Genomic DNA, 21,068 nt, shown 5'->3' on the forward strand with positions numbered 1-21,068 from the left:
GTTTTCACCTTATTCAATTATATCGCCACGTAGTAAATACTTACACACTGCAACCGTACTTATAAAGCCGAGCATGGCAATGAGCAGTGCAGCTTCAAAATAAAGCCCTGTATCCATACTAATGCTGTATAAAATAATCAGTGCGATGACGTTAATGTACATAGTATCGAGCGCTAAAACACGGTCAGGCACTGACGGACCGATGATCAATCGCCATAAATTAAGCAATAATGATAAGCCAATCATCGAAAAAACAATGAGTAATACAGTATCTAACATTGAAATATCTCCTTTAGTGGAGCTTCGTAGCGTTGTTTTATTTGTTTGATAAGTGCTTCTTCATCTTTAAGATCAAGCACATGTATCAGTAAGTAGCGTTGCGTTGGCTCTTCACCTTCAGGTAACGACTCAGCAATTGGATAAACCTCTGCACTCACAGTACCAGGTGTAAGCGATACACAACTAGCCAATATAGTAATTGGCATGTCGTGTGTTAAATCTATAGGAACTTTTATAAAGGCCGGACGCAATTTGTTTGATGGTCCAAGTATAAGTAAAGCCACTTGTAAATTTGCAACAACAATATCGTATAGCACTATAAGTAACTGCTTAAGCGCCAAGCCTGGCTTTAAAATCAGTGGCTGAGGGTCTCGAAACGAAAAACTCAATATAGGGATAAGTATCGCAAAAATAGTCGCTAATACTAAGTGCCCTACCGATACGCTATTGTTTAACAATAACCAAACCATAAACAAAAATAAGCTACGAAATGGCGTTGGTAACCAACGAAAACGGGCTTGTAATCTCATCACATGCCTCCTTTAAGTACAGCATTAATACCGCCGCTTAGATCATGTAACTGAGTAGCAGCATTTAGCATATATTCACTTATTGGTCCGCCCAAAATAACTAGCAATGGCGAACATGCAAGTAAAGCTATAATTACAGTTACCTGCAACGGGTGTGCACTTGCACAATCGGCATTTTCGCTACTTTTGCTTCTATGCTCCCAGAACAAAGTTGTGCCAGCGCGCGAAAGCGCTACTAACAACGCAAAACTTGTTACTAAATATACTGGCCAAAATAGTAAAGCTTGCTCACTGTTTAATGTCGCTTTAAGTATCCAAATTTTACCTACAAAGCCTGACAGTGGTGGCATACCAACTACCGTTAAAGACGCAATAATAAAGCACACACCTAATAAAAATGGCTGTTTTACAGAGCGACCTGCTACTAGTCTATCGCCAACTTTACCGCGCTGGATTGAAACTAAGTCTGCTAGTAAAAATAGTGCGGCGCTAACAAGTGTTGAATGCACTAAATAATATAAAAGTGCAGCAGTGGCATTTACATTTTGCAATGCTATTAGCGCAACCAGCGTACCTACCGATACTAATACTAAGTTAGAGGTGAGTTTACGTAAGTCTTGTGCTGCCATCACACCAATTGCACCTACTATAATGGTCGCAATTGCTAAGCCCCAAAGCCAAGGCTGCGCCATGTGTTCAAGCGCTCCGGCTTGTTCACCAAATATCACCGTATAAACACGAAGCATAGCGTAAACGCCTACTTTAGTCATAATCGCAAACAATGCAGCAACCACAGGTTTAGCACTTGCGTAAGTATTTGGAAGCCATAAATGCAGAGGTAATAGTGCGCCTTTTAAAGCAAATACTATTAATAGCAGTAAGCCGCCTGCTTTTGCTAGATATACATCATCACCTGTAAGTAGTGATACCTTTTGCGTCATGTCTGCAATATTAAGCGTACCAAGCACACCGTACAAAATACCCAAACCAATTAAAAATACGCTTGAGCCAACTAAATTCAATATTACATATTGCAATGCCGCGCGAGTATTTTGTTTATCACCTGCGTGCATTAACAATGCATAAGATGCAATCAGTAGCACTTCAAAAAATACAAATAGGTTAAATAAATCGCCAGTTAAAAACGCGCCATTTACACCTAATATCAAAAAGTGAACAAGTGGGTGATAAAAGCTGCCTTTTTCATCATCGCCAGCACTACCATATAAAATAGCGCCCAAACCTAAAAATGAAGTTAACGTAACCAATAAGGTAGACAACATATCGGCTACTAAGACTATTCCAAATGGTGCAGACCAATTACCAATAGCGTAAACGTTAATACCTGTATTATTAACATGTACAAGTAAAAGCACACTAATGGCAAAAGTAGCTATTGCCATTACAATTGAAACTAAGCGGCGAATTTTAACGCTTTTACCACATGGTGGCAGCAATAAAATAACAGCCGTCAGCATAGGTAATAAAATAGGGAGCGAAGCTAAATGTTGGATCATTTTTGCTCCTTATTATCTGCAGAGGTGTTGGGCACATAACCATCAACATGGTCGCTACCTAAATCGGCGCGTCCACGTATTGCCAAAATAACCACGAATGCGGTCATCGCAAAACCAATAACAATAGCTGTAAGCACTAAAGCTTGAGGTAGAGGATCGGCGTATTCTGTACCAGTACCAAGCACTACCGCTTTATTAATAGTAAGACGACCTGCTGAAAACAAAAATAAGTTAACAGCATATGAAATCATAGTAAGCCCAAGTACTACAGGGAACGTACGAGCTCTTAGCAGTAAAAACACACCGCAACTGACCAATACTCCAACGCAAGATGCGTACAATAATTCCATTAAATATTTACCTCTTTTTTCTGGGTATCTGCCGTCATATTACCTAAGCTTGCCAAAATCATTAGCGTAGCGCCTACAACCGTTAAGTAAACACCTAGGTCAAATGCAATCGCGCTGGCAAGCTCTGTTTTACCGACAAACGGAATATCAAAGTAGTCAAACCAAGTTGTTAAAAATGGCTTATCAAAGAACCAGCTACCCACACCAGTGAACAGTGAAATACCAATGCCTGAAGCTATGATTTTACGATAATTAACATCAAAACGTCCGTTTATCCATGCTGTACCATGCGCCATGTATTGCAAAATAAACGCGATTGACGTTACCAGTCCAGCAATAAAGCCACCGCCAGGTAAGTTATGTCCGCGTAAGAAAATATATGCAGAAACCAATAACGCAAGCGGTAATAAACTTTGTGAAATACTCGCCAGTAAGATTGGATGGCGCTCTCGTGCCCATGGGCGCCCTTCGCTGTCACTTGCTGGCATAAATAATGGGATTCGAGAAAGTACTTTAAATATACCTAATGCGGCAATGCCTAATACGGTAATTTCACCAAGCGTATCAAAGCCCCTAAAGTCGACTAAAATAACGTTAACTACATTAGTACCACCGCCACCAATTTTAGCGTTAGCAATAAAGAAGTCTGAGATTGAATCTAATGGACGTGTAAGTAATGCATAACAGATACTCGCTATAACTACACCTAACGTAGAGGCAATTCCTAAATCTCGAAGTACGCGTAATGAACTTGATTCTTTTGGCGTATGCTGGGGCAAGAAAAACAATGCCAGCATAAGTAAAATAATAGTAACAACCTCAACAGTTAACTGTGTAAGTGCTAAATCAGGAGCAGAAAAGCGTGTGAATACAACCGATACCATTAACCCTACGATTGAGAGCATTAACAACGATACCATTCGAGAGCGATGCCAAATAACGGTAGCAAGAGCACCAATAATCAATAAGCCCGCACCAATTGCATTGTGCACATCAACAGGGGTAAGTGGCATGCTGCCAGCAAGTTGTTGCATTTCAAATAATGGCCAACCGGCACACAGTAAGACTACCGCTAACATAATTACTAGGTAGCGCTGCAGCGATCCATTTTCGATACTGCTTACCTTTGACTGACACCAGGCAACAACACTTAAAATTACACGTTCAAACGTTTTTTTAGCATTTAAAGGTGGTAATGATGCTTGAAACTGAAATAGATATTTACGATTAATATAAATAAATAAACCGCCAGCAATCGCCATTGCACTCATTAGTAGAGGCAAGTTAAACCCGTGCCAAATAGCCAATTCGTAAACTGGCATTTCTTTTCCAAGTACAGCTAAAGAGGCCGCAGATAAAATGCCATCAATTGTAAAGTGTGGGAACATACCCACTAGCAAACAGATCACAACTAATATTTCTATTGGTACACGCATATAACGTGGCGGTTCGTGCGGCGTGCGAGGTAAATCAATTGGTTCACCATTAAAGAACACGTCATGAATAAAGCGTGCGGAGTACGCAACAGCTAATGCACCTGCAACCGTTGCCAGTACTGGAATTAACCACGACATAGAACCAAGCACTTGCTGATGCAGCGTTTCTGCAAAAAACATCTCTTTAGACAAGAAACCATTAAGCAATGGAACCCCTGCCATTGCAGCCGCCGCGACCATTGCAAGCGTTGCAGTGTATGGTAAGTATCGCCACATACCATTTAATTTACGCATATCGCGCGTGCCTGTTTCATGATCGATAATACCAACGGCCATAAATAACGACGCTTTAAACGTTGCATGGTTAATTATATGAAATATAGCAGCAACAGTCGCAAGCTCAGTATCAAGCCCGAGTAATAGCGTTATTAAACCCAAATGGCTTATTGTTGAGTAAGCTAACAATCCTTTTAAATCGTGTTTGAATAATGCTATATAAGCACCAAACAACAGCGTAGCTAAACCTGTTAACCCAACAAGTAAGAACCACGTATCGGTGCCAGCTAAAGCCGGATGAAAACGTGCTAACAAAAATATACCGGCTTTTACCATGGTTGCAGAATGTAAATACGCGCTCACTGGCGTAGGCGCTGCCATTGCATGAGGAAGCCAAAAATGAAATGGAAATTGTGCCGATTTAGTAAACGCACCCAATAGCACCAATACTAATGCTACTTCGTATAAATCGTGAGATTGAATTATCGCTTTACTCGCTAGGATAACATCTAGGTCATAACTACCAACAATATCACCTAATAGCATTAAGCCTGCAAGTAACGCTAAGCCGCCCGCCCCTGTTACAGCAAGAGCCATACGAGCACCCTTTCGCGCTTCAGACTTATGCCACCAAAAACTAATTAATAAAAATGAGCTGATGCTCGTTAATTCCCAAAACAACCACAGCTGAATAACATTGTTAGACATAACAATGCCAAGCATTGCGGTCATAAACAGCATTAAATAACTATATAACTTAGCCATTGAGTCGTTGGCACTGAGGTAGTAACGCGTGTAGAGGATAACGAGCAAGCCTATGCCTAAAATCATAAACATAAACAATAAACTGAGGCCGTCTAACCGCAGAGATAGGTCGAGCCCTATTGACGGGATCCAAGCGAAAGAGTAACGAATGGTTTCGCCCGCTAAAACTGCAGGTGCATGGTATAAAGTTATTCCCAAAGCCGTTAAAGGCGCAAGAGCCGTTAAACTAGTGCTTAAATTGCGGGATAACTTACCTGTGCATGCAGAAATAACACTGCCAATTAAGGATAACAAGGGTATCCAGAGCAAAGTCATAATGTAGGGCCTTTTATAATCATAAGTTTATCAGGGCATCTCTTTTTAATACTAAGGGATGCTTTTACTGCCTGTTTTTAAACGACATTAATGACTATAGTTATACTGAAAAACACTGATTTTGTCTATAAAAAGCGGTTCTGTATTGGTGTTTTTTAAACATGAACTAACAATTTATTAAGCCTACAAAAACAATTAATTAATAGTGATAATTGTTAATTTAATATGGCCTTATTTGCAAATGTAAGCGCGCTGGAGTGGCGATAAGAATTACCATTGGTCATATCTAAATGCTTCAACCAAATCTCTCTATACTGCGCCGAGAGCCCTAACTGCTGATATTGCATAATAGACCAATTTTCACTAGGTTTATATGCAACACCACCTATCTGGCAACTCTTTGCTTTATGCCAGCCTATTGGGGGCGACTCATCATGAGAAATAAATAAATTAGGTGCCACAAAACCTGTTTTTGCACACAACCATGCTTGTTTAGTTTTAGGCAAAGCATATTCATCTTCAAAACCGTTAAAATGCATCAACTCATGCAAAAACACACTGTATTTTGCTTTTGAGTTTATTAGCATTGTTCCTTTAGTAACATTAGCCGTTCCATCTTTTTGCATCATTACTATAAAATCAAAATTGTTAGGAAGCTGGTTATTGAGTTTAGCTGATTGCCAGTCACACTTTGCTATTTGATTAGTGCTACTTTTACACTCAAGCATACCTGCAACGTAAACAGGTTTTGAAAAGCAAAAAATATTTTCACGGGGCTCTGGCTGCTTATTATAAGCATTAATAAACTCGGTGAGTTTATATAAGCCACTGCGATGATCGCTCATAGTCAGCACGTTAAACATACATTGCTTATTAGGTTTACTTATATTTATTAAAGATGAAAAACCGAGAGCGTGGATAAACTCACTAGATACTTTACTCTGTGGTGTTTTTAACTGAAGCTTTAGATGATTTAGCACATCCCCAGCTGGTAATTTTTTTTTACTAGCGAGTAACTTTAAATCGCTCCAACGTGAGTGCTCAAGTAACTTTGCTGCTAATATTTTACGCTCTGGGATTGTTAAATCATTTAATGCTCTGAGCCAAAATTGTTTTGCAGTATCGCTCTGACTGTTTTTAATAAGCTTAAGAGAATACATATATTGGGCTGAAGAAATTTTACTGCGGGCTAGTATAGCTAAAGAGGTATTTGGTAACTGCTCTAAGTGATCAGAAAAATAACCAGGTGATTTCCAATAACTTTGTAGCACATTAGCTTTTGCGTTTAAAACATGCCAAAAGCCAATAGCGCCTAGGTGATTACTCGAGCCTGTAACTAACAAACAACATAGTAATACACCTATTAATTTAAAACGCTTAACTTGCGTCAACACCTTGCATCAACTCAAGCTCTAAACGCGCATATTTGTACTCAATAAACTCGTGTACATTAGTTGCTAGCGCAAGCCTAAAGTAGTCTGATGCTAAATACAGCTCACCTGCTGCTTGATGCATTTTAGCTAAATAAAAATAAGCTTCGCATAAACGCTGCGCATATTCTTGCTCAGTTCTAACACCATCACTAATGCCAGATAAAAATGCATGTTCACTCATATCCCCCGTATAAAGAGAAATTAACTGGTACGCCCATTGTGACTCATCAAGCGCAGTGGCATTTTGTTTAAGTGCATCAAGCGCAACGGCTTTATCCTCTTGTGCTTGTGCTAAATAAACCCATAAAACTCGGTACGGATCTTTTGGAGAGCGAGCTAAAAATTCATTAAAATCATTTTTAGCAAGGCCTGCTCTGTCGCCGTAATACAGTGCGATACCACGATTTAAATAGGCGTATTCATGCTCTTCATCAAGTTCTAGGGCAGAATCGAAAAACTCATAAGCTTTTTCATACTGCTGCATAAGCGTATGTTGAATACCTAAAAAATTATACACTTCAGCTAAATCAGGCTTAAGCTTTACTGCGCGATTAAAATCAATACGCGAAAGAGTTGTCATACCTAGACTATCAAAAAGTACACCACGGTCGTAATAAAGCTTAGCTTGTTGTTCTTCGCTTAAGTCGGCTCTATTTAATAGCTCTGAGTAGCGTGCAATAGCAATTTCACTTCTAAAGTCAGAAGCTAAAGGTGCAGTAAATGGCACATTAACAATCGGGGTTGGTTCTGATTCTGTTGTAGTTTGGCAAGCGCTTAAAGACAAAATAGCAAAAGATGCCAAAGCTAAATGTTTGAGTATCATTAAAATCCTTAATACCAAGATATATCGCGATTAATATAAGACAGACCTTGTCCAATAAGGTTTCATTAAAGCATAAAAAAAGGGGCTAAACAGCCCCTTTTTTACTATCTAGCTAATATAACTAGATTAATAAGTTAGCAATTACGCGTCAGTTGGCGCGTCAGCTGCAGGTGCTGCTGATTCCATTGCTTCTTTAATACTTAGACGTACACGGCCTTGGCGATCTACTTCTAGTACTTTAACTTTAACTTCTTGACCTTCAGAAAGGTGATCAGCCACGTTATTAACGCGCTCAGTACTAATTTGAGAAATGTGTACTAGACCATCTTTACCAGGAAGAATGTTTACAAACGCACCGAAGTCTACGATACGTACAACTTTACCTTCGTAGATAGTACCTACTTCAAGTTCAGCTGTTAATTGCTCAATACGGCTAATTGCATTAGCTGCACTTTCGCCATCTGTAGCGGCAATTTTAATTGTACCGTCGTCACCGATTTCAATCGTTGTACCAGTTTCTTCAGTAAGCTGACGAATAGTTGCGCCACCTTTACCAATAACTTCAGCGATTTTCTTCTGTGGGATTTTCATTGTGTATATGCGAGGAGCAAACATTGATAGCTCTTCAGAAGGAGCAGAAATCGCTTCATCCATCACTTCTAAGATATGTAAACGTGCAGCTTTTGCTTGTTTAAGCGCAATTTGCATGATTTCTTGAGTGATACCTTCGATTTTGATATCCATTTGAAGTGCAGTAATACCTGCAGCAGTACCGGCAACTTTAAAGTCCATGTCACCTAAGTGATCTTCATCACCTAAGATGTCAGAAAGAACAACGAATTTATCGTCTTCTTTAACTAGACCCATCGCAATACCGGCAACAGATGCTTTAATTGGTACACCCGCGTTCATAAGTGCTAGAGAAGTACCACAAACAGACGCCATTGAAGAAGAACCGTTTGATTCAGTAATTTCAGATACTACACGGATTGAGTAAGGGAACTCAGTAAGTGTAGGCATTACAGCTGAAATACCACGCTTAGCAAGGTTACCATGGCCGATTTCACGACGCTTAGGAGAACCAACAAAACCAGTTTCACCTACACAGAATGGAGGGAAGTTGTAGTTAAGCATAAAGTGGTTTTTATGAGTACCAGTTAAATCGTCGATTAACTGTGAATCACGTTCTGTACCAAGTGTCGCTGTTACTAACGCTTGAGTTTCACCACGTGTAAAGATAGCAGAACCGTGAGTACGCGGTAATACGCCAGTCATTACGTCTAGTGCACGAATCATATCTGGTTCACGACCATCGATACGTTTTTCGCCAGCAGCTATACGGCCACGAACGATTTTCTTCTCAAGTGAACCGAAGATTTTGCCAATTTCTTGTTTGTCTAAAGACTCGCCTTCAGCAAGTTCAGCTGTTAATACTGCAACAACTTCATCTTTAGCTTCACCAAGAGCTTCTTTACGCGCTACTTTATCAGTGATTAAGTAAGCTGCGCCTACTTTTTCAGCAGCAATAGTTGCTACTTTATCTTCTAGTGCAACATCTTTCTCAGGTGCAGTCCAATCCCAAGTAGGCTTGCCTGCTTGCGCTTTAAATTCTTCGATTGCAGTAATGATCGCTTGAGATTGCTCATGACCATATACAACAGCGCCAAGCATTACGTCTTCTGCAAGTACGTTAGCTTCTGATTCAACCATAAGTACCGCTTTATCAGTACCGGCTACCACTAAATCAAGTTGGCTTTCTTCAAGCTCTTTTAATGTAGGGTTAAGTACGTATTCGCCGTTGATGTAACCAACGCGAGATGCACCAATTGGACCACTGAATGGGATACCAGAGATAGCAAGTGCTGCTGAAGTACCAATCATCGCAACCATATCAGGTTGGATTTCAGGGTTAACAGAAACAACAGTAGCAATAACTTGTACTTCGTTTACAAAGCCGCTTGGGAAAAGTGGACGAATTGGACGGTCAATAAGACGTGCAATAAGAGTTTCGCCATCGTTAGGACGACCTTCACGCTTTAAGAAACCACCAGGGATACGACCAGCAGCGTACATACGCTCTTGGTAGTTAACTGTTAGTGGGAAAAAGTCTTGACCAGGTTGTGCTTCACGCTTACCAACAACAGTTACTAAAACTGAAGTGTCGCCAATGCTTGCAAGTACAGCGCCGTCTGCTTGACGAGCGATTGCACCAGTTTCTAGAGTCACTGTATGTTGACCTAGTTTGAATTCTTTAATAATTGCTTGCACTTAAAATATTCCTTAAATGTATTCTAATAAGTTGTCATCAAAGTACCAATTACAGTACATAATTGTATTCAGTTGGAAATCAATTAAGTACTACAATTGGCAATGATGTGAATAATTGCAGATAAACCTTTTTACCTACGCGCATAGTATATACCAAAGCTACTTCAAAATGCGAGTCTAGGGTGTGTTGATCTTTGTGGATTGGAATTTGTTCAATCTAGGGGCGATTTAATCACGGCGCGAGATTTGTAACCTAGTGGGCTAAGTAAAAATCGAGTAACAAAGAGTTAATCGCCCCTAGGATGAACCCGCAGGGCAGCGCATGTTTGGCATTAATACTGCGTTATCGCCTATTTATGGCGAATAACCACACTACATAGGCGCTGCCTTGCCTAAAGACCAAACATACAGCTGCAAAATTAATCACGAAAGGTCAACACACACTAGCTACTAGATTTAAGCTGGGCTAATGAGTGGGTAAATACAACGATGCTTGATAAGCTATGAAATAGGAGTTTTACAATATAATTCAATAAGTTTATAAATTTGTTTTATTTTCAAACACAAATTTTAGGCACAAAAAAAGGAGCTAAAAAGCTCCCATTTCTATAATCTAGTTCTTAACGACGTAGGCCAAGTTCTTTGATTAGTGCAGTATAACTAGTGATATCTTTACCTTTAAGGTAATCAAGTAGTTTACGGCGAGTGCTTACTTTACGAAGCAGACCACGACGTGAGTGGAAGTCATGCTTGTGATCAGCAAAGTGACCTTGAAGCTTGTTGATATCATAAGTAAGTAATGCTACTTGTACTTCTGATGAACCTGTATCGCCTTCTGCACGTGCAAATTTAGCAATGATATCGATTTTTTCTTGATTGCTTAGTGACATAGTAACTCCAAAAATTAAATTTAAAAGGTGTCTTAGCCGATCACTAATTCAGCCAAAACGATTAAGCCGGCGTATTCTACCAACTGTGGGAATAACTACAAGTTAATTATTCCCATCTACAACTAATAAGCCACTGCTGGGCACACTAATTGCTTATTCAGGCTTTACGTAATCATCTTGCTGGCTAGCAAGACCACGTTTAACCTTTAAATGGCCACTTGAGTTGCGCTCGCCAGTACCAATAAACACACCATCCGCAACAACTTTAATTGCCCCCTCAGGTAAAGCTTCAGGTAACTCGACTGCTTGCCCATGACTAAATACTTTGCCCTGCTCTTTCGAAATTTCAATAACAGGTAAATCAGTTAAAGCAGTGTCTATAGGTAATAACAACGAGTCTAAATAAGTAGAAGGCGCAAGCTCTTCTGCTTTCGCTTTAGCAAGCAACGCTTCAATTTCATCAAGCGAAACCATTTTATCTGCCGGATACTGACCAACAGCAGTTCTGTGAAGCATTATAACGTGTGCGCCACACCCTAGGTTTTCGCCCAAATCATCAACGATTGTACGAATATACGTCCCTTTTGATACATGAGCCGTCATTTGCAATACGTTGTTTTGTTCATCAAATTCGTCAAACGATAAGCTAAACACATTTATTTTTCTGCATTTACGAGGGACTTCAATACCCTCTCGTGCGTACTTATATAATGGTCTACCTTGATACTTAAGTGCTGAGTACATTGATGGATATTGATCTGACTCTCCAACAAAAGCTGCAATTTCTTTTGTTAACTGCTCACGCGTCACATTCACATCTTTCGTGCTTACGATTTCGCCATCAGAATCTGATGTTGTTGTACGCTCACCCAGTTTTGCACGAACGATATAGGTTTTATCTGTATCGAGTAAAAACTGCGTAAACTTAGTCGCCTCACCAAAACAAATTGGCAGCATACCTGTAGCAAGCGGGTCTAAAGCCCCAGTGTGGCCAGCTTTTTGTGCAAAATAAACACCTTTCGCTTGCTGCAGAGCTTTATTTGATGAAATGCCTTGCGGTTTGTTTAACAACAAAATACCGTCAACTGCACGGCCTTTACTGCGCTTTGCCATCTGTATCAGTGCCTTCTTCGCTATCTGTATCTTCTACGTGCTTAGTACTTTGTTCACTATCTGAAATATCAGCATCAACACTTTCTACATCTTCATCGACATGCTTTGCGTTATCTTCGCGGATAATAGAATCCACTAAATTAGAAATACGCATACCTTCCATCAGTGAATTATCAACTACAAACTTTAACTCAGGCATTATACGAGCACGAATACGCTTACCAAGTAACGAGCGAATATAACCCGTTGCTTCATTAAGTACTTTAGCGCTTTGCTTAGCTGCATCTTCATCTTGTGTGTTAAACACAGTGATGAAAATTTTGGCATAAGATAAATCACGCGATACTTCTACCGCTGACACTGTCACCATACCTAAGCGTGGATCTTTAATTTCGCGTTGTAAAATTACAGCAATTTCTTTTTGGATTTGCTGTGCAACACGATCAGTGCGAGAAAATTCTCTCATTGCATTTGTCCTAAAATCATAACTTATTGAAATTTAATAATAAGCTAATTAAATAATGGATACACAAATGGGGGCTAAGCCCCCATTTATTAGTTTAGCGAGCTAACAATTAAAGAGTACGTTGTACTTCAACTGTTTCAAATACTTCGATTTGGTCACCAACACGTACGTCATTGTAGTTCTTAACGCCGATACCACATTCCATGCCGTTACGAACATCAGCAACATCGTCTTTAAAGCGACGAAGTGACTCAAGTTCACCTTCATAGATAACCACGTTTTCACGTAGTACACGGATTGGAGCGCTACGTTTAATAACACCTTCAGTAACCATACAACCAGCAATTGCGCCAATTTTTGGAGACTTGAATACGTCACGAACTTGCGCAAGACCAATGATTTCTTGTTTAAACTCAGGTGCTAGCATGCCTGACATTGCTTGCTTAACTTCTTCGATTAAGGCATAAATTACGCTGTAATAACGAAGGTCTAAGTTTTCAGTATCAATCACTTTACGAGCAGAAGCATCAGCACGAACGTTAAAGCCAACTACAATTGCGTTAGACGCTGCAGCTAGTGTCGCATCAGTCTCAGTAATACCACCAACACCAGAACCTACAATCTTCACTTTCACTTCATCAGTAGAAAGTTTAGTTAGTGAATCAGAGATTGCTTCGATAGAACCTTGAACGTCTGCTTTAAGTACCACGTTAACTTCAGAAACATCACCTTCAGTCATGTTAGTAAACATGTTTTCAAGCTTAGCTTTTTGTTGACGTGCTAGTTTAACATCTCGGAACTTACCTTGACGGTATAAAGCAACTTCACGCGCTTTACGCTCGTCTTTAACAACAGTTGCTTCGTCGCCCGCAGCTGGAATACCAGAAAGACCTAAAATTTCCACTGGAATAGATGGACCTGCCGACTTGATGTCTTTACCGTTTTCATCGCGCATTGCACGAACACGGCCATACTCAAGACCACATAATACAATGTCACCTTGGTTAAGCGTACCAGATTGAACAAGTACTGATGCAACTGGACCGCGGCCTTTATCAAGACGAGATTCAATTACAACACCTGCAGCCATACCTTCGGTAGGGGCAGAAAGCTCTAAAAGCTCAGATTGCATAAGTACGGCTTCAAGAAGGTCATCAATACCTAGACCAGTTTTAGCTGAGATATGAACGTACTGCGTATCGCCGCCCCATTCTTCAGGGATAACGTCTAGCTGAGCTAGTTCGTTTTTAACGCGATCTGGATCTGCGCCTTCTTTATCCATTTTGTTTACAGCAATGATTAAAGGAACGCCAGCTGCACGTGCGTGCTGTACCGCTTCTTTAGTTTGTGGCATAACACCATCATCTGCTGCAACCACTAAGATTACGATATCTGTCGCTTTAGCACCACGAGCACGCATTGATGTAAATGCAGCATGTCCTGGAGTATCTAAGAAGGTAATCATATTGCCATTTACATCAACATGGTATGCACCAATATGCTGTGTAATACCACCGGCTTCGCCAGAAGCAACCTTCGCAGAACGAATGTAATCTAGAGTCGATGTTTTACCATGGTCAACGTGACCCATTACAGTTACTACTGGAGCACGAGGCTCTGACTTACCATCTTCATGGCGGTCGTTAAGTACTGTTTGCTCTAATTCGTTTTCTTTAACAATGATAACCTTGTGACCCATTTCTTCTGCAACTAGTTGTGCAGCTTCTTGGTCGATCACTTGGTTAATAGTAACCATGTCACCCATTTTCATCATTGTTTTAACAACTTCAGCGCCTTTAACAGCCATGCGTGATGCAAGCTCAGCTACTGTAATTGTTTCGCTAATACGCACTTCATTTTTAACATCAACAGTTGGTTTTTGGAAACCATGCTGCAGCGATGCTGGTGCTTTTAATTTAGACTTGTTACGGCCTCTTGACGCTGCAAATTTATCTTTTGCTGGCGCTTTTTTCTTTTTCTTAGCACGGCGAGTGCCTTGCTCATCACGAGCATCGGCAACATCTTCTGCTTCACGTGCATAAGTTGAAGTCGTAAGATGATGATCCGCTGTTTCTTCGCGTTTCTTACGTTCTTCTTCTTCTTTCTTCCAGCGTGCTGAATTCTCTTCAGCTAGCTTTCTTGCCTCTTCTGCTTGACGTTTCGCTTCTTCTTCAGCTTTCTTCAATGCGGCCTCTTCTGCTTCTTTTTGCAGACGCTCAGCTTCTATGCGATCTTTCTCAGACTTAGCACTTTGCTCTGGGGTCATCTGCTTTTGTTTCGCTTTACGCTCTGCATCAGCTTTGCGTTTAGCTTCTTCTTTGGCTTTACGGTCAGCTTCTTCTTTCGCTTTACGTTCTGCCTCTTGTTTCGCTTTTAATTCTGCGGCTTCTTGTTCAGCTTTTTGTTGCTGTTCAAGACGGGCTTTTTCTTCAGCGGCTAAGCGTGCTTGCTCTTGTTCTTGTTCCATTGCGCTTTTCTTCACGTAGGTACGTGTTTTGCGAACTTCAACTTGAACATCTTTAGCTTTACCCGTAGAACCAGTCACACTTAATGTGCTTTTGCTCTTACGTTGTAAAGTCATACGCGCTGGGCCATCTGAACCTGTACCACCATGATGCTTACTTAAATGATCAAGTAACGTTGCTTTTTCAGCTTCTGTTACGTTATCAGTTGCTTGCTTAGTGATACCTGCTTGTGAAAACTGCTGTAGCAATTTATCAACAGTTGTACCTATATCGCCGGCTAGTTTTTCAACATTTACTTCTGCCATAGTGTGTAATACCTCCGTTAATAAATTACTCGTCTGCAAACCAACAAATGTTTCGTGCAGCCATAATCAGTTCACCCGCTTTTTCAGATGAAAGTTCTGTGATATCAACTAATTCGTCAATACCTTGCTCTGCCAAGTCTTCAAGTGTAACAACACCTTTGCTTGCCATAACAAATGCTAAGTGACGCTCTAAGCCTTCAAGCGCAAGTAAGTCTTCAGCTGGCTCTGCGCCATCTAAGCTTTCTTCCGTTTTAAGTGCTTTAGTTGTCAATGCATCTTTTGCGCGTGAACGCAATAAATCTACAGTCTCTTCATCAAGACCATCAATTTCTAAAAATTCAGACGCAGGTACATACGCCACTTCTTCAAGTGTCGAGAAACCTTCGTTAATAAGTAATGATGCAAACTCATCATCTATATCTAAATTTTCAGTGAATAAGTTAAGTAACTTATCAGATTCAGCTTCATTTTTGGTACGCATGTCTTCAACAGTCATTACGTTTAGTTCCCAGCCAGTTAATTGGCTTGCTAAACGAACATTCTGACCATTACGACCAATTGCTTGTGCTAGGTTATCGGCTTCTACAGCGATATCCATTGAGTGAGTGTCTTCATCCATTACGATTGAAGCAACTTCTGCTGGCGCCATTGCATTGATAACAAATTGTGCTGGGTTGTCATCGTAAAGTACGATATCAACACGTTCACCACCAAGCTCAGACGATACAGCTTGAACTCGTGCGCCACGCATACCAACACATGCACCAATTGGATCAATGCGTTTGTCGTTAGATTTAACAGCAATTTTAGCGCGTGAACCTGGATCACGTGCAGCTGCACGTAACTCAATCATCTCTTCGCCAATTTCTGGCACCTCAATGCGGAATAATTCCATTAGCATTTCAGGTTTAGAGCGCGTTACAAATAATTGTGCACCGCGTGCTTCAGGTTTAACTTCATATAAAAGACCACGGATTCGATCACCCGGGCGGAAGTTTTCACGTGGCAACATGTCATCACGGTAAATTACCGCTTCTGCGTTGTTACCTAAATCAAGTACGATTGCATCGCGATTTGCTTTTTTAACAACACCCGTTACCAGCTCGCCTTCTTGATCTTTGTATGCTTCAACAACTAAAGCGCGCTCAGCTTCACGTACTTTTTGTACGATAACTTGCTTAGCCATTTGTGTTGTAATACGGTCAAATTTGATTGAGTCGATTTGCTCTTCAACATAATCACCCATTTGCAAATCAGGTTCTTCAACCTGTGCTGCTTCTAGAGTGATTTCGCTGTATGGGTTCTCTAAAGAACCATCTTCTAATACAGCGGCAATTTGCCAGCGACGGAACGTATCGTAATCACCGGTTTTACGGTCAATTGCTACACGTACTTCAATTTCGCCATCGTGTTTTTTCTTTGTCGCTGTCGCTAGAGCGAACTCTAGAGCTTCAAAAATCTTTTCTTTTGGAACCGCTTTCTCATTGGAAACGGCTTCAGCAACCAATAATATCTCTTTTGCCATGGGTAATGCCTCGCTTGCCCTATTCCTTCGCACTCGAATTTAAAACTTCGCGATTAAATTCGCACGTTCGATGTTACTAAGCATGATCAGATGCTCTGCACCATCGCTAGATAGTGTGATCATATCGCTGCTAACTGCTACTAAGTCGCCTTTAAAATTACGACGACCATCCTGTGGAAGTTTAGTACGCACGCGTACTTCCTCTCCTTGCGCCTGCTCGTAGTGATCTTGTTTGAATAATAGACGATCAACACCAGGAGACGATACTTCCAAATCATATTCATTTGTAATTGGGTCTTCGACGTCTAAAATCGCACTAATTTGGCGACTGGCATCCGCACAGTTATCAACTGAGATCCCATCCTCATGAGCAATATATACTCTTAAGGTAGAATGGCGACCCGCTTGTACAAATTCAAGACCATGCAACTCAAAGCCTAACATTTCTACCGCAGGCGTTAACATGGTTACTAAATCTTGTTCAAGTTTTGTCACGAAAATCCTCCATACAAACAAAAAAAGGGCTTATAGCCCTAAAATACTGAGTTTAAATTTTAATTTGATAGCAATTGCCACAAATCGTAAGGTGCAGATACAACAACGCCCCGAACCAAGCGGGGCGTCACACCAATAAAGCATAAAACTGTGTGGCCGAGGGCCAAGCTTGGTTGCGAGTCAGTAAACTGACCTAATTAAACTACATAGCCTAAAACGCAAAACGCGCATTACTTAGAATGCGCGATATAAATTAGTAAGGTAATACCTACTAGTAGAATTGGTTGCGGGAGCCGGATTTGAACCGACGACCTTCGGGTTATGAGCCCGACGAGCTACCAGACTGCTCCATCCCGCGCCAATAGATATCAAACCTTAAATTTAATATCGCTGTTAGCTGTTATACAACACGCTAAACAATGGCCGCTATTATAAGGATGTACAGGATAATTAGCAACTATAATACGCAATTAGTTTATAAAATTTGCAATTCGTCAAGATGCTAATTTAATGTATATGTAAGTAACATAAGTAATCAGCCAACTTTATAAAATTCCCATACTTGAGTCATAAAATGTAGTAGCTTATTATTTCAGGATAAAAATCAGATAAACTGAAGTTTAATAACTCTTAAAATACGTTTTAAAGGCTCACTAATTACCAGAAAGTAAATAGATATAACAAAAAGCCATACTTTCACACTAAAAAAACGTGCAGAATTTGAACTGCCCGCTATAATCAACTTTATTCCTACTTGATAATAATAGTTATTACTCACTGCAACGAGATAAAAATGAATCAACAACAATCAGCATTATTAAATAACTTAACAATTATTAAGCCTAACTTTCATGCGTTTACGGCTAAGTTTCATAGTAAATTAGCCCAATCTAGTATTGAGATGAATTACCCGACGGCCTTACAGTTTAACGAAAAGAGCTTTACCCTCTTTTGCGTGTTAGAACGAATTGTTAAACATTTAGATAAACCAGCATCGGTAGCTCCTTTTTTAGCTCACCATTTAATGTATCTAAAAAAAAGCGGCGCTTCACACAGTGACATTGCCCTTTTATCTAACGCTTTTTACGAAACCCTTGAAGAGCACCTTGGTAAGCATTTTACTACTGAGAGTCAACTCGCTTGGAAAAAAGCGCTTAGGTACTTTGAAAGCTTTGCAAGCAATGTTCTTTTCAACGTTACCAACGTGGTTTCGTTACAACAAAGAATGCAGCAAAAGCAAAGTAATAAAATTTAGATATTCAATTGGGGGGAGACTTAATTTACTTAATCTCCCCTTAATTATGCTCATTTTAACACCATGGTCAAAAACGCCTTGATATGCGGTTAAACTTTTTTGCCCTATTGCTAACAGCACAATGTATTGTGTTATTTAACGCTTCTATTCGTTTTACTAATCCATTATTAAACTCAAGAAACAACTAATCCCCAGCATTGAAAACAGCAAACTATTGTCGTTATGCACTTAATTACTCCTATTTGCTTGTTATAAAATATTAAAACGATCGTTTAATTAACTATGTCCGTATAAAAAAATTTGGCTTTACTATGACCTATCATAAAACACTTAGATTAATATTAGGCGATCAGCTAAACCCATCTCATTCATGGTATAAACAAAAAGACGACGACACGCTTTATCTCATCGCAGAATTAAAACAAGAAACCAACTACGTTAAGCATCACATTCAAAAACTGTGTGCTTTTTTTAATGCTATGGAAAACTTTGCAACTGCATTAAAAACGGCAGGATTTAATGTTTTGCATTTAACACTTGACGATACAGCTGACGACAAAGATTTAATTGAATTACTCAAGCGAATTGCTGATAAATACCAATGCGAAACTATTGAATATCAATATCCTGATGAGTTTAGGCTTAAGTCTCAATTAGCTAAGTTTAAAAGTGATGGCTCATTTGATGTAATTGCCACAGATACTGAACATTTTTTATTACCGTTCACCGATATAAAAACACGCTTTACAAAAAACAAGCATGTGACAATGGAGCACTTCTATCGTGCTATGCGTAAGCAGTTTAATATATTAATTGATGATACTAAGCCAACCGGTGGCAAATGGAATTTTGACAGTAATAATCGTAATAAATTTTCCAAAGCTGACTTAGCGTGTATACCAAAACCTAAGCTATTCAATAATGATGTTAAGAACATCATTTCTCGCTTAAATAAGCACAAGATCGTTTACTTTGGCGAAATAGCCGATCAGAAACTAGAGTGGCCAACAACGCGTAAACAAGCCATTGAATCTCTCGAATACTTTTGCGAGCATTTACTTAGTTGCTTTGGTCACTTTCAAGATGCGATGACAGATCAAAGTAAAAATAATACCAGCTTGTACCATAGCCGATTATCGTTTGCCCTAAACGCAAAAATACTCCACCCGTTATATGTAATCAAACGTGTAATAAGAGAATACGAACAAAGACCAAGTGAAATATCCCTCTCGCAAGTAGAGGGCTTTACTAGGCAAATATTAGGTTGGAGAGAATATGTACGTGCCATTTATTGGATTAACATGCCCGACTACGCTGTTAAAAATCAATTACAAGCCAAAAACACACTACCATCTTATTTTTGGAACAGCTCAACAAAAATGAATTGCCTAAGCCACTCATTAAAACAAAGCCTTGAAACCGCTTATGCCCACCATATTCAACGCCTAATGGTTATTGGAAACTTTTGCATGCTTACAGGAATAAACCCTGATAACGTAGATAACTGGTACCTAGGTGTTTATATTGATGCCATAGAGTGGGTAGAGATGCCCAACACCCGAGGAATGAGCCAGTTTGCCGATGATGGAATAATTGCGACTAAACCTTATGCTGCAAGCGGTAACTACATTAATAAGATGAGCGATTACTGCAAAAGCTGTCAGTACGATGTTAAACAAAAAGTAGGTGATAAAGCTTGCCCGCTAAATAGCCTGTACTGGCATTTCATGAATAAACACAGAGACAGGCTAGAAAAGAACCCACGTATTGGTATGGTATATAAAAATTGGGATAAACAAGAAAAAACACTCCAAGAACAAACGCTGCAACAAGCAACCTACTACCTTAATAATTTAGAAGCGCTGTAAACAAAAAAGCCGCCTCGAATGAGGCGGCTAAGTAATCAGGGGAATATGTACTTTAGAAGATTATTTACCTTCTATTAGATTGCTATTACCAATTTCAATTTTACGTGGTTTTAGCGCTTCAGGGATTTCACGTTCTAAGTCAATACTTAGTAAGCCATTGGCTAAATCTGCGCCAAGTACTTTTACATGATCTCCTAACTGGAATTTACGTTCAAAGTTACGCTCAGCAATACCTTGATGAATAAATTTACGCTCTGCGTTTTCATCTTTATTTGCTTTAGTACCTGTAACTTTTAATGTGTTATTTTCTGACTCAATGGTTAATTCGTTATCGCTAAAACCGGCAACGGCCATAGTGATTCTGTATTTGTCTTTATCGAGTGCTTCTATGTTGTAAGGAGGAAAACTTGGCTGCTTATCTGTATTAGCTGCCGCATCCATAAGTGATGCTAAATGTTCGAAGCCGATAAATGAACGATAAAGTGGTGATAAGTCTACTGTACGCATAATAATATCCTCATATTTAAGCGATATTTTGCATGTGCTCTTCTATTGAACAAGCTCAAGCAAAGTTTAATTAATAGTATAAATTTCAATTGTTTAAGTTTAATTAAGGACCCATCAGGCGTCCTACTTAACTATATATGGACGGTAAAATTGTTTTCAAGAGATTAATTTAAAAAAATTAAAAATA

The 21,068-nt window shown here is 39.7% G+C and carries 17 protein-coding genes and 1 tRNA gene; 2 read left to right on the plus strand and 16 right to left on the minus strand.

Annotated features, from left to right (window positions below):
- Positions 1 to 9 precede the first annotated feature (9 nt).
- The 15 genes from H5161_RS08715 to H5161_RS08785 all read right to left on the minus strand — a co-directional run bounded on the left by H5161_RS08715 (position 10) and on the right by H5161_RS08785 (position 17,609).
- Positions 10 to 279: a K+/H+ antiporter subunit F gene (locus H5161_RS08715; protein WP_007378493.1), complete on the minus strand. Its 270-nt coding sequence runs from the start codon at positions 277 to 279 to the stop codon at positions 10 to 12.
- Complete coding sequence (locus H5161_RS08720; RefSeq protein WP_182769102.1) at positions 273 to 809, minus strand: Na+/H+ antiporter subunit E; 537 nt, start codon at positions 807 to 809, stop codon at positions 273 to 275. The genes H5161_RS08715 and H5161_RS08720 overlap by 7 nt, the downstream gene beginning before the upstream one ends.
- A complete protein-coding gene (locus tag H5161_RS08725) occupies positions 809 to 2,326 on the minus strand; it encodes a monovalent cation/H+ antiporter subunit D (protein ID WP_024595965.1) in 1,518 nt (505 codons plus the stop codon). Before H5161_RS08725 ends, H5161_RS08720 begins: the two co-directional genes overlap by 1 nt.
- Entirely contained in the window at positions 2,323 to 2,676 is a 354-nt protein-coding gene (locus H5161_RS08730; protein ID WP_010554685.1) for a Na+/H+ antiporter subunit C, read from the minus strand. The genes H5161_RS08725 and H5161_RS08730 overlap by 4 nt, the downstream gene beginning before the upstream one ends.
- Positions 2,676 to 5,468: a monovalent cation/H+ antiporter subunit A gene (locus H5161_RS08735; RefSeq protein ID WP_024603510.1), complete on the minus strand. Its 2,793-nt coding sequence runs from the start codon at positions 5,466 to 5,468 to the stop codon at positions 2,676 to 2,678. Before H5161_RS08735 ends, H5161_RS08730 begins: the two co-directional genes overlap by 1 nt.
- Positions 5,469 to 5,683: 215 nt before the next feature.
- Positions 5,684 to 6,859, minus strand: a complete 1,176-nt coding sequence (locus H5161_RS08740) for a hypothetical protein (RefSeq protein WP_182769133.1) — start codon at positions 6,857 to 6,859, stop codon at positions 5,684 to 5,686.
- Positions 6,846 to 7,724 carry a lipoprotein NlpI gene (gene nlpI, locus H5161_RS08745; protein ID WP_002958493.1) on the minus strand — a complete coding sequence of 293 codons (879 nt, stop codon included), beginning with the start codon at positions 7,722 to 7,724 and terminating at the stop codon, positions 6,846 to 6,848. Before nlpI ends, H5161_RS08740 begins: the two co-directional genes overlap by 14 nt.
- Positions 7,725 to 7,865: 141 nt before the next feature.
- Positions 7,866 to 9,992, minus strand: a complete 2,127-nt coding sequence (pnp, locus tag H5161_RS08750; protein WP_182715660.1) for a polyribonucleotide nucleotidyltransferase — start codon at positions 9,990 to 9,992, stop codon at positions 7,866 to 7,868.
- A gap of 620 nt (positions 9,993 to 10,612) precedes the next feature.
- The gene (gene rpsO / locus H5161_RS08755) at positions 10,613 to 10,882 is read right to left on the minus strand and encodes a 30S ribosomal protein S15 (RefSeq protein WP_002958490.1); all 270 of its coding nucleotides are present in this window, start codon (positions 10,880 to 10,882) and stop codon (positions 10,613 to 10,615) included.
- A 153-nt stretch (positions 10,883 to 11,035) separates the two neighbouring features.
- Positions 11,036 to 11,995, minus strand: coding sequence for a tRNA pseudouridine(55) synthase TruB (gene truB / locus H5161_RS08760; RefSeq protein ID WP_002958489.1), 960 nt, complete (start codon positions 11,993 to 11,995; stop codon positions 11,036 to 11,038).
- Complete coding sequence (rbfA, locus tag H5161_RS08765; protein WP_002958487.1) at positions 11,979 to 12,461, minus strand: 30S ribosome-binding factor RbfA; 483 nt, start codon at positions 12,459 to 12,461, stop codon at positions 11,979 to 11,981. Before rbfA ends, truB begins: the two co-directional genes overlap by 17 nt.
- A 109-nt stretch (positions 12,462 to 12,570) precedes the next feature.
- Positions 12,571 to 15,231: a translation initiation factor IF-2 gene (gene infB / locus H5161_RS08770; RefSeq protein ID WP_002958484.1), complete on the minus strand. Its 2,661-nt coding sequence runs from the start codon at positions 15,229 to 15,231 to the stop codon at positions 12,571 to 12,573.
- A gap of 25 nt (positions 15,232 to 15,256) precedes the next feature.
- Positions 15,257 to 16,756, minus strand: a complete 1,500-nt coding sequence (nusA, locus tag H5161_RS08775) for a transcription termination factor NusA (protein ID WP_182769103.1) — start codon at positions 16,754 to 16,756, stop codon at positions 15,257 to 15,259.
- 39 nt (positions 16,757 to 16,795) lie between these two features.
- Positions 16,796 to 17,251 (minus strand): ribosome maturation factor RimP, encoded by a 456-nt coding sequence (gene rimP / locus H5161_RS08780; protein ID WP_002958482.1) that lies wholly within the window; start codon positions 17,249 to 17,251, stop codon positions 16,796 to 16,798.
- A gap of 281 nt (positions 17,252 to 17,532) precedes the next feature.
- Positions 17,533 to 17,609, minus strand: a tRNA-Met gene (locus tag H5161_RS08785).
- Positions 17,610 to 18,044: 435 nt separating this feature from the next.
- Here H5161_RS08785 and H5161_RS08790 point away from each other — a divergent pair.
- Entirely contained in the window at positions 18,045 to 18,506 is a 462-nt protein-coding gene (locus H5161_RS08790; protein WP_002958480.1) for a globin domain-containing protein, read from the plus strand.
- A gap of 311 nt (positions 18,507 to 18,817) precedes the next feature.
- A complete protein-coding gene (locus H5161_RS08795; RefSeq protein ID WP_182715661.1) occupies positions 18,818 to 20,374 on the plus strand; it encodes a cryptochrome/photolyase family protein in 1,557 nt (518 codons plus the stop codon).
- A gap of 60 nt (positions 20,375 to 20,434) precedes the next feature.
- Here H5161_RS08795 and H5161_RS08800 read toward each other — a convergent pair whose 3' ends face one another.
- Positions 20,435 to 20,881 carry an Hsp20 family protein gene (locus H5161_RS08800; RefSeq protein ID WP_024595972.1) on the minus strand — a complete coding sequence of 149 codons (447 nt, stop codon included), beginning with the start codon at positions 20,879 to 20,881 and terminating at the stop codon, positions 20,435 to 20,437.
- Between the last annotated feature and the right edge of the window lie 187 nt (positions 20,882 to 21,068).

The sequence above is a fragment of the Pseudoalteromonas sp. SG43-5 genome, assembly GCF_014164345.1.
GTDB classification, from domain to species: domain Bacteria; phylum Pseudomonadota; class Gammaproteobacteria; order Enterobacterales; family Alteromonadaceae; genus Pseudoalteromonas; species Pseudoalteromonas distincta.

Bases quoted from the DNA above. Each gene is read 5' to 3' on its own strand.
- infB (WP_002958484.1), bottom strand. From the start codon at position 15,231: ATGGCAGAAGTAAATGTTGAAAAACTAGCCGGCGATATAGGTACAACT.
- H5161_RS08730 (WP_010554685.1), bottom strand. From the start codon at position 2,676: ATGGAATTATTGTACGCATCTTGCGTTGGAGTATTGGTCAGTTGCGGT.
- nusA (WP_182769103.1), bottom strand. From the start codon at position 16,756: ATGGCAAAAGAGATATTATTGGTTGCTGAAGCCGTTTCCAATGAGAAA.
- H5161_RS08735 (WP_024603510.1), bottom strand. From the start codon at position 5,468: ATGACTTTGCTCTGGATACCCTTGTTATCCTTAATTGGCAGTGTTATT.
- rbfA (WP_002958487.1), bottom strand. From the start codon at position 12,461: ATGAGAGAATTTTCTCGCACTGATCGTGTTGCACAGCAAATCCAAAAA.
- H5161_RS08800 (WP_024595972.1), bottom strand. From the start codon at position 20,881: ATGCGTACAGTAGACTTATCACCACTTTATCGTTCATTTATCGGCTTC.
- H5161_RS08795 (WP_182715661.1), top strand. From the start codon at position 18,818: ATGACCTATCATAAAACACTTAGATTAATATTAGGCGATCAGCTAAAC.
- H5161_RS08715 (WP_007378493.1), bottom strand. From the start codon at position 279: ATGTTAGATACTGTATTACTCATTGTTTTTTCGATGATTGGCTTATCA.
- rpsO (WP_002958490.1), bottom strand. From the start codon at position 10,882: ATGTCACTAAGCAATCAAGAAAAAATCGATATCATTGCTAAATTTGCA.
- H5161_RS08720 (WP_182769102.1), bottom strand. From the start codon at position 809: ATGAGATTACAAGCCCGTTTTCGTTGGTTACCAACGCCATTTCGTAGC.
- truB (WP_002958489.1), bottom strand. From the start codon at position 11,995: ATGGCAAAGCGCAGTAAAGGCCGTGCAGTTGACGGTATTTTGTTGTTA.
- H5161_RS08790 (WP_002958480.1), top strand. From the start codon at position 18,045: ATGAATCAACAACAATCAGCATTATTAAATAACTTAACAATTATTAAG.
- nlpI (WP_002958493.1), bottom strand. From the start codon at position 7,724: ATGATACTCAAACATTTAGCTTTGGCATCTTTTGCTATTTTGTCTTTA.
- H5161_RS08725 (WP_024595965.1), bottom strand. From the start codon at position 2,326: ATGATCCAACATTTAGCTTCGCTCCCTATTTTATTACCTATGCTGACG.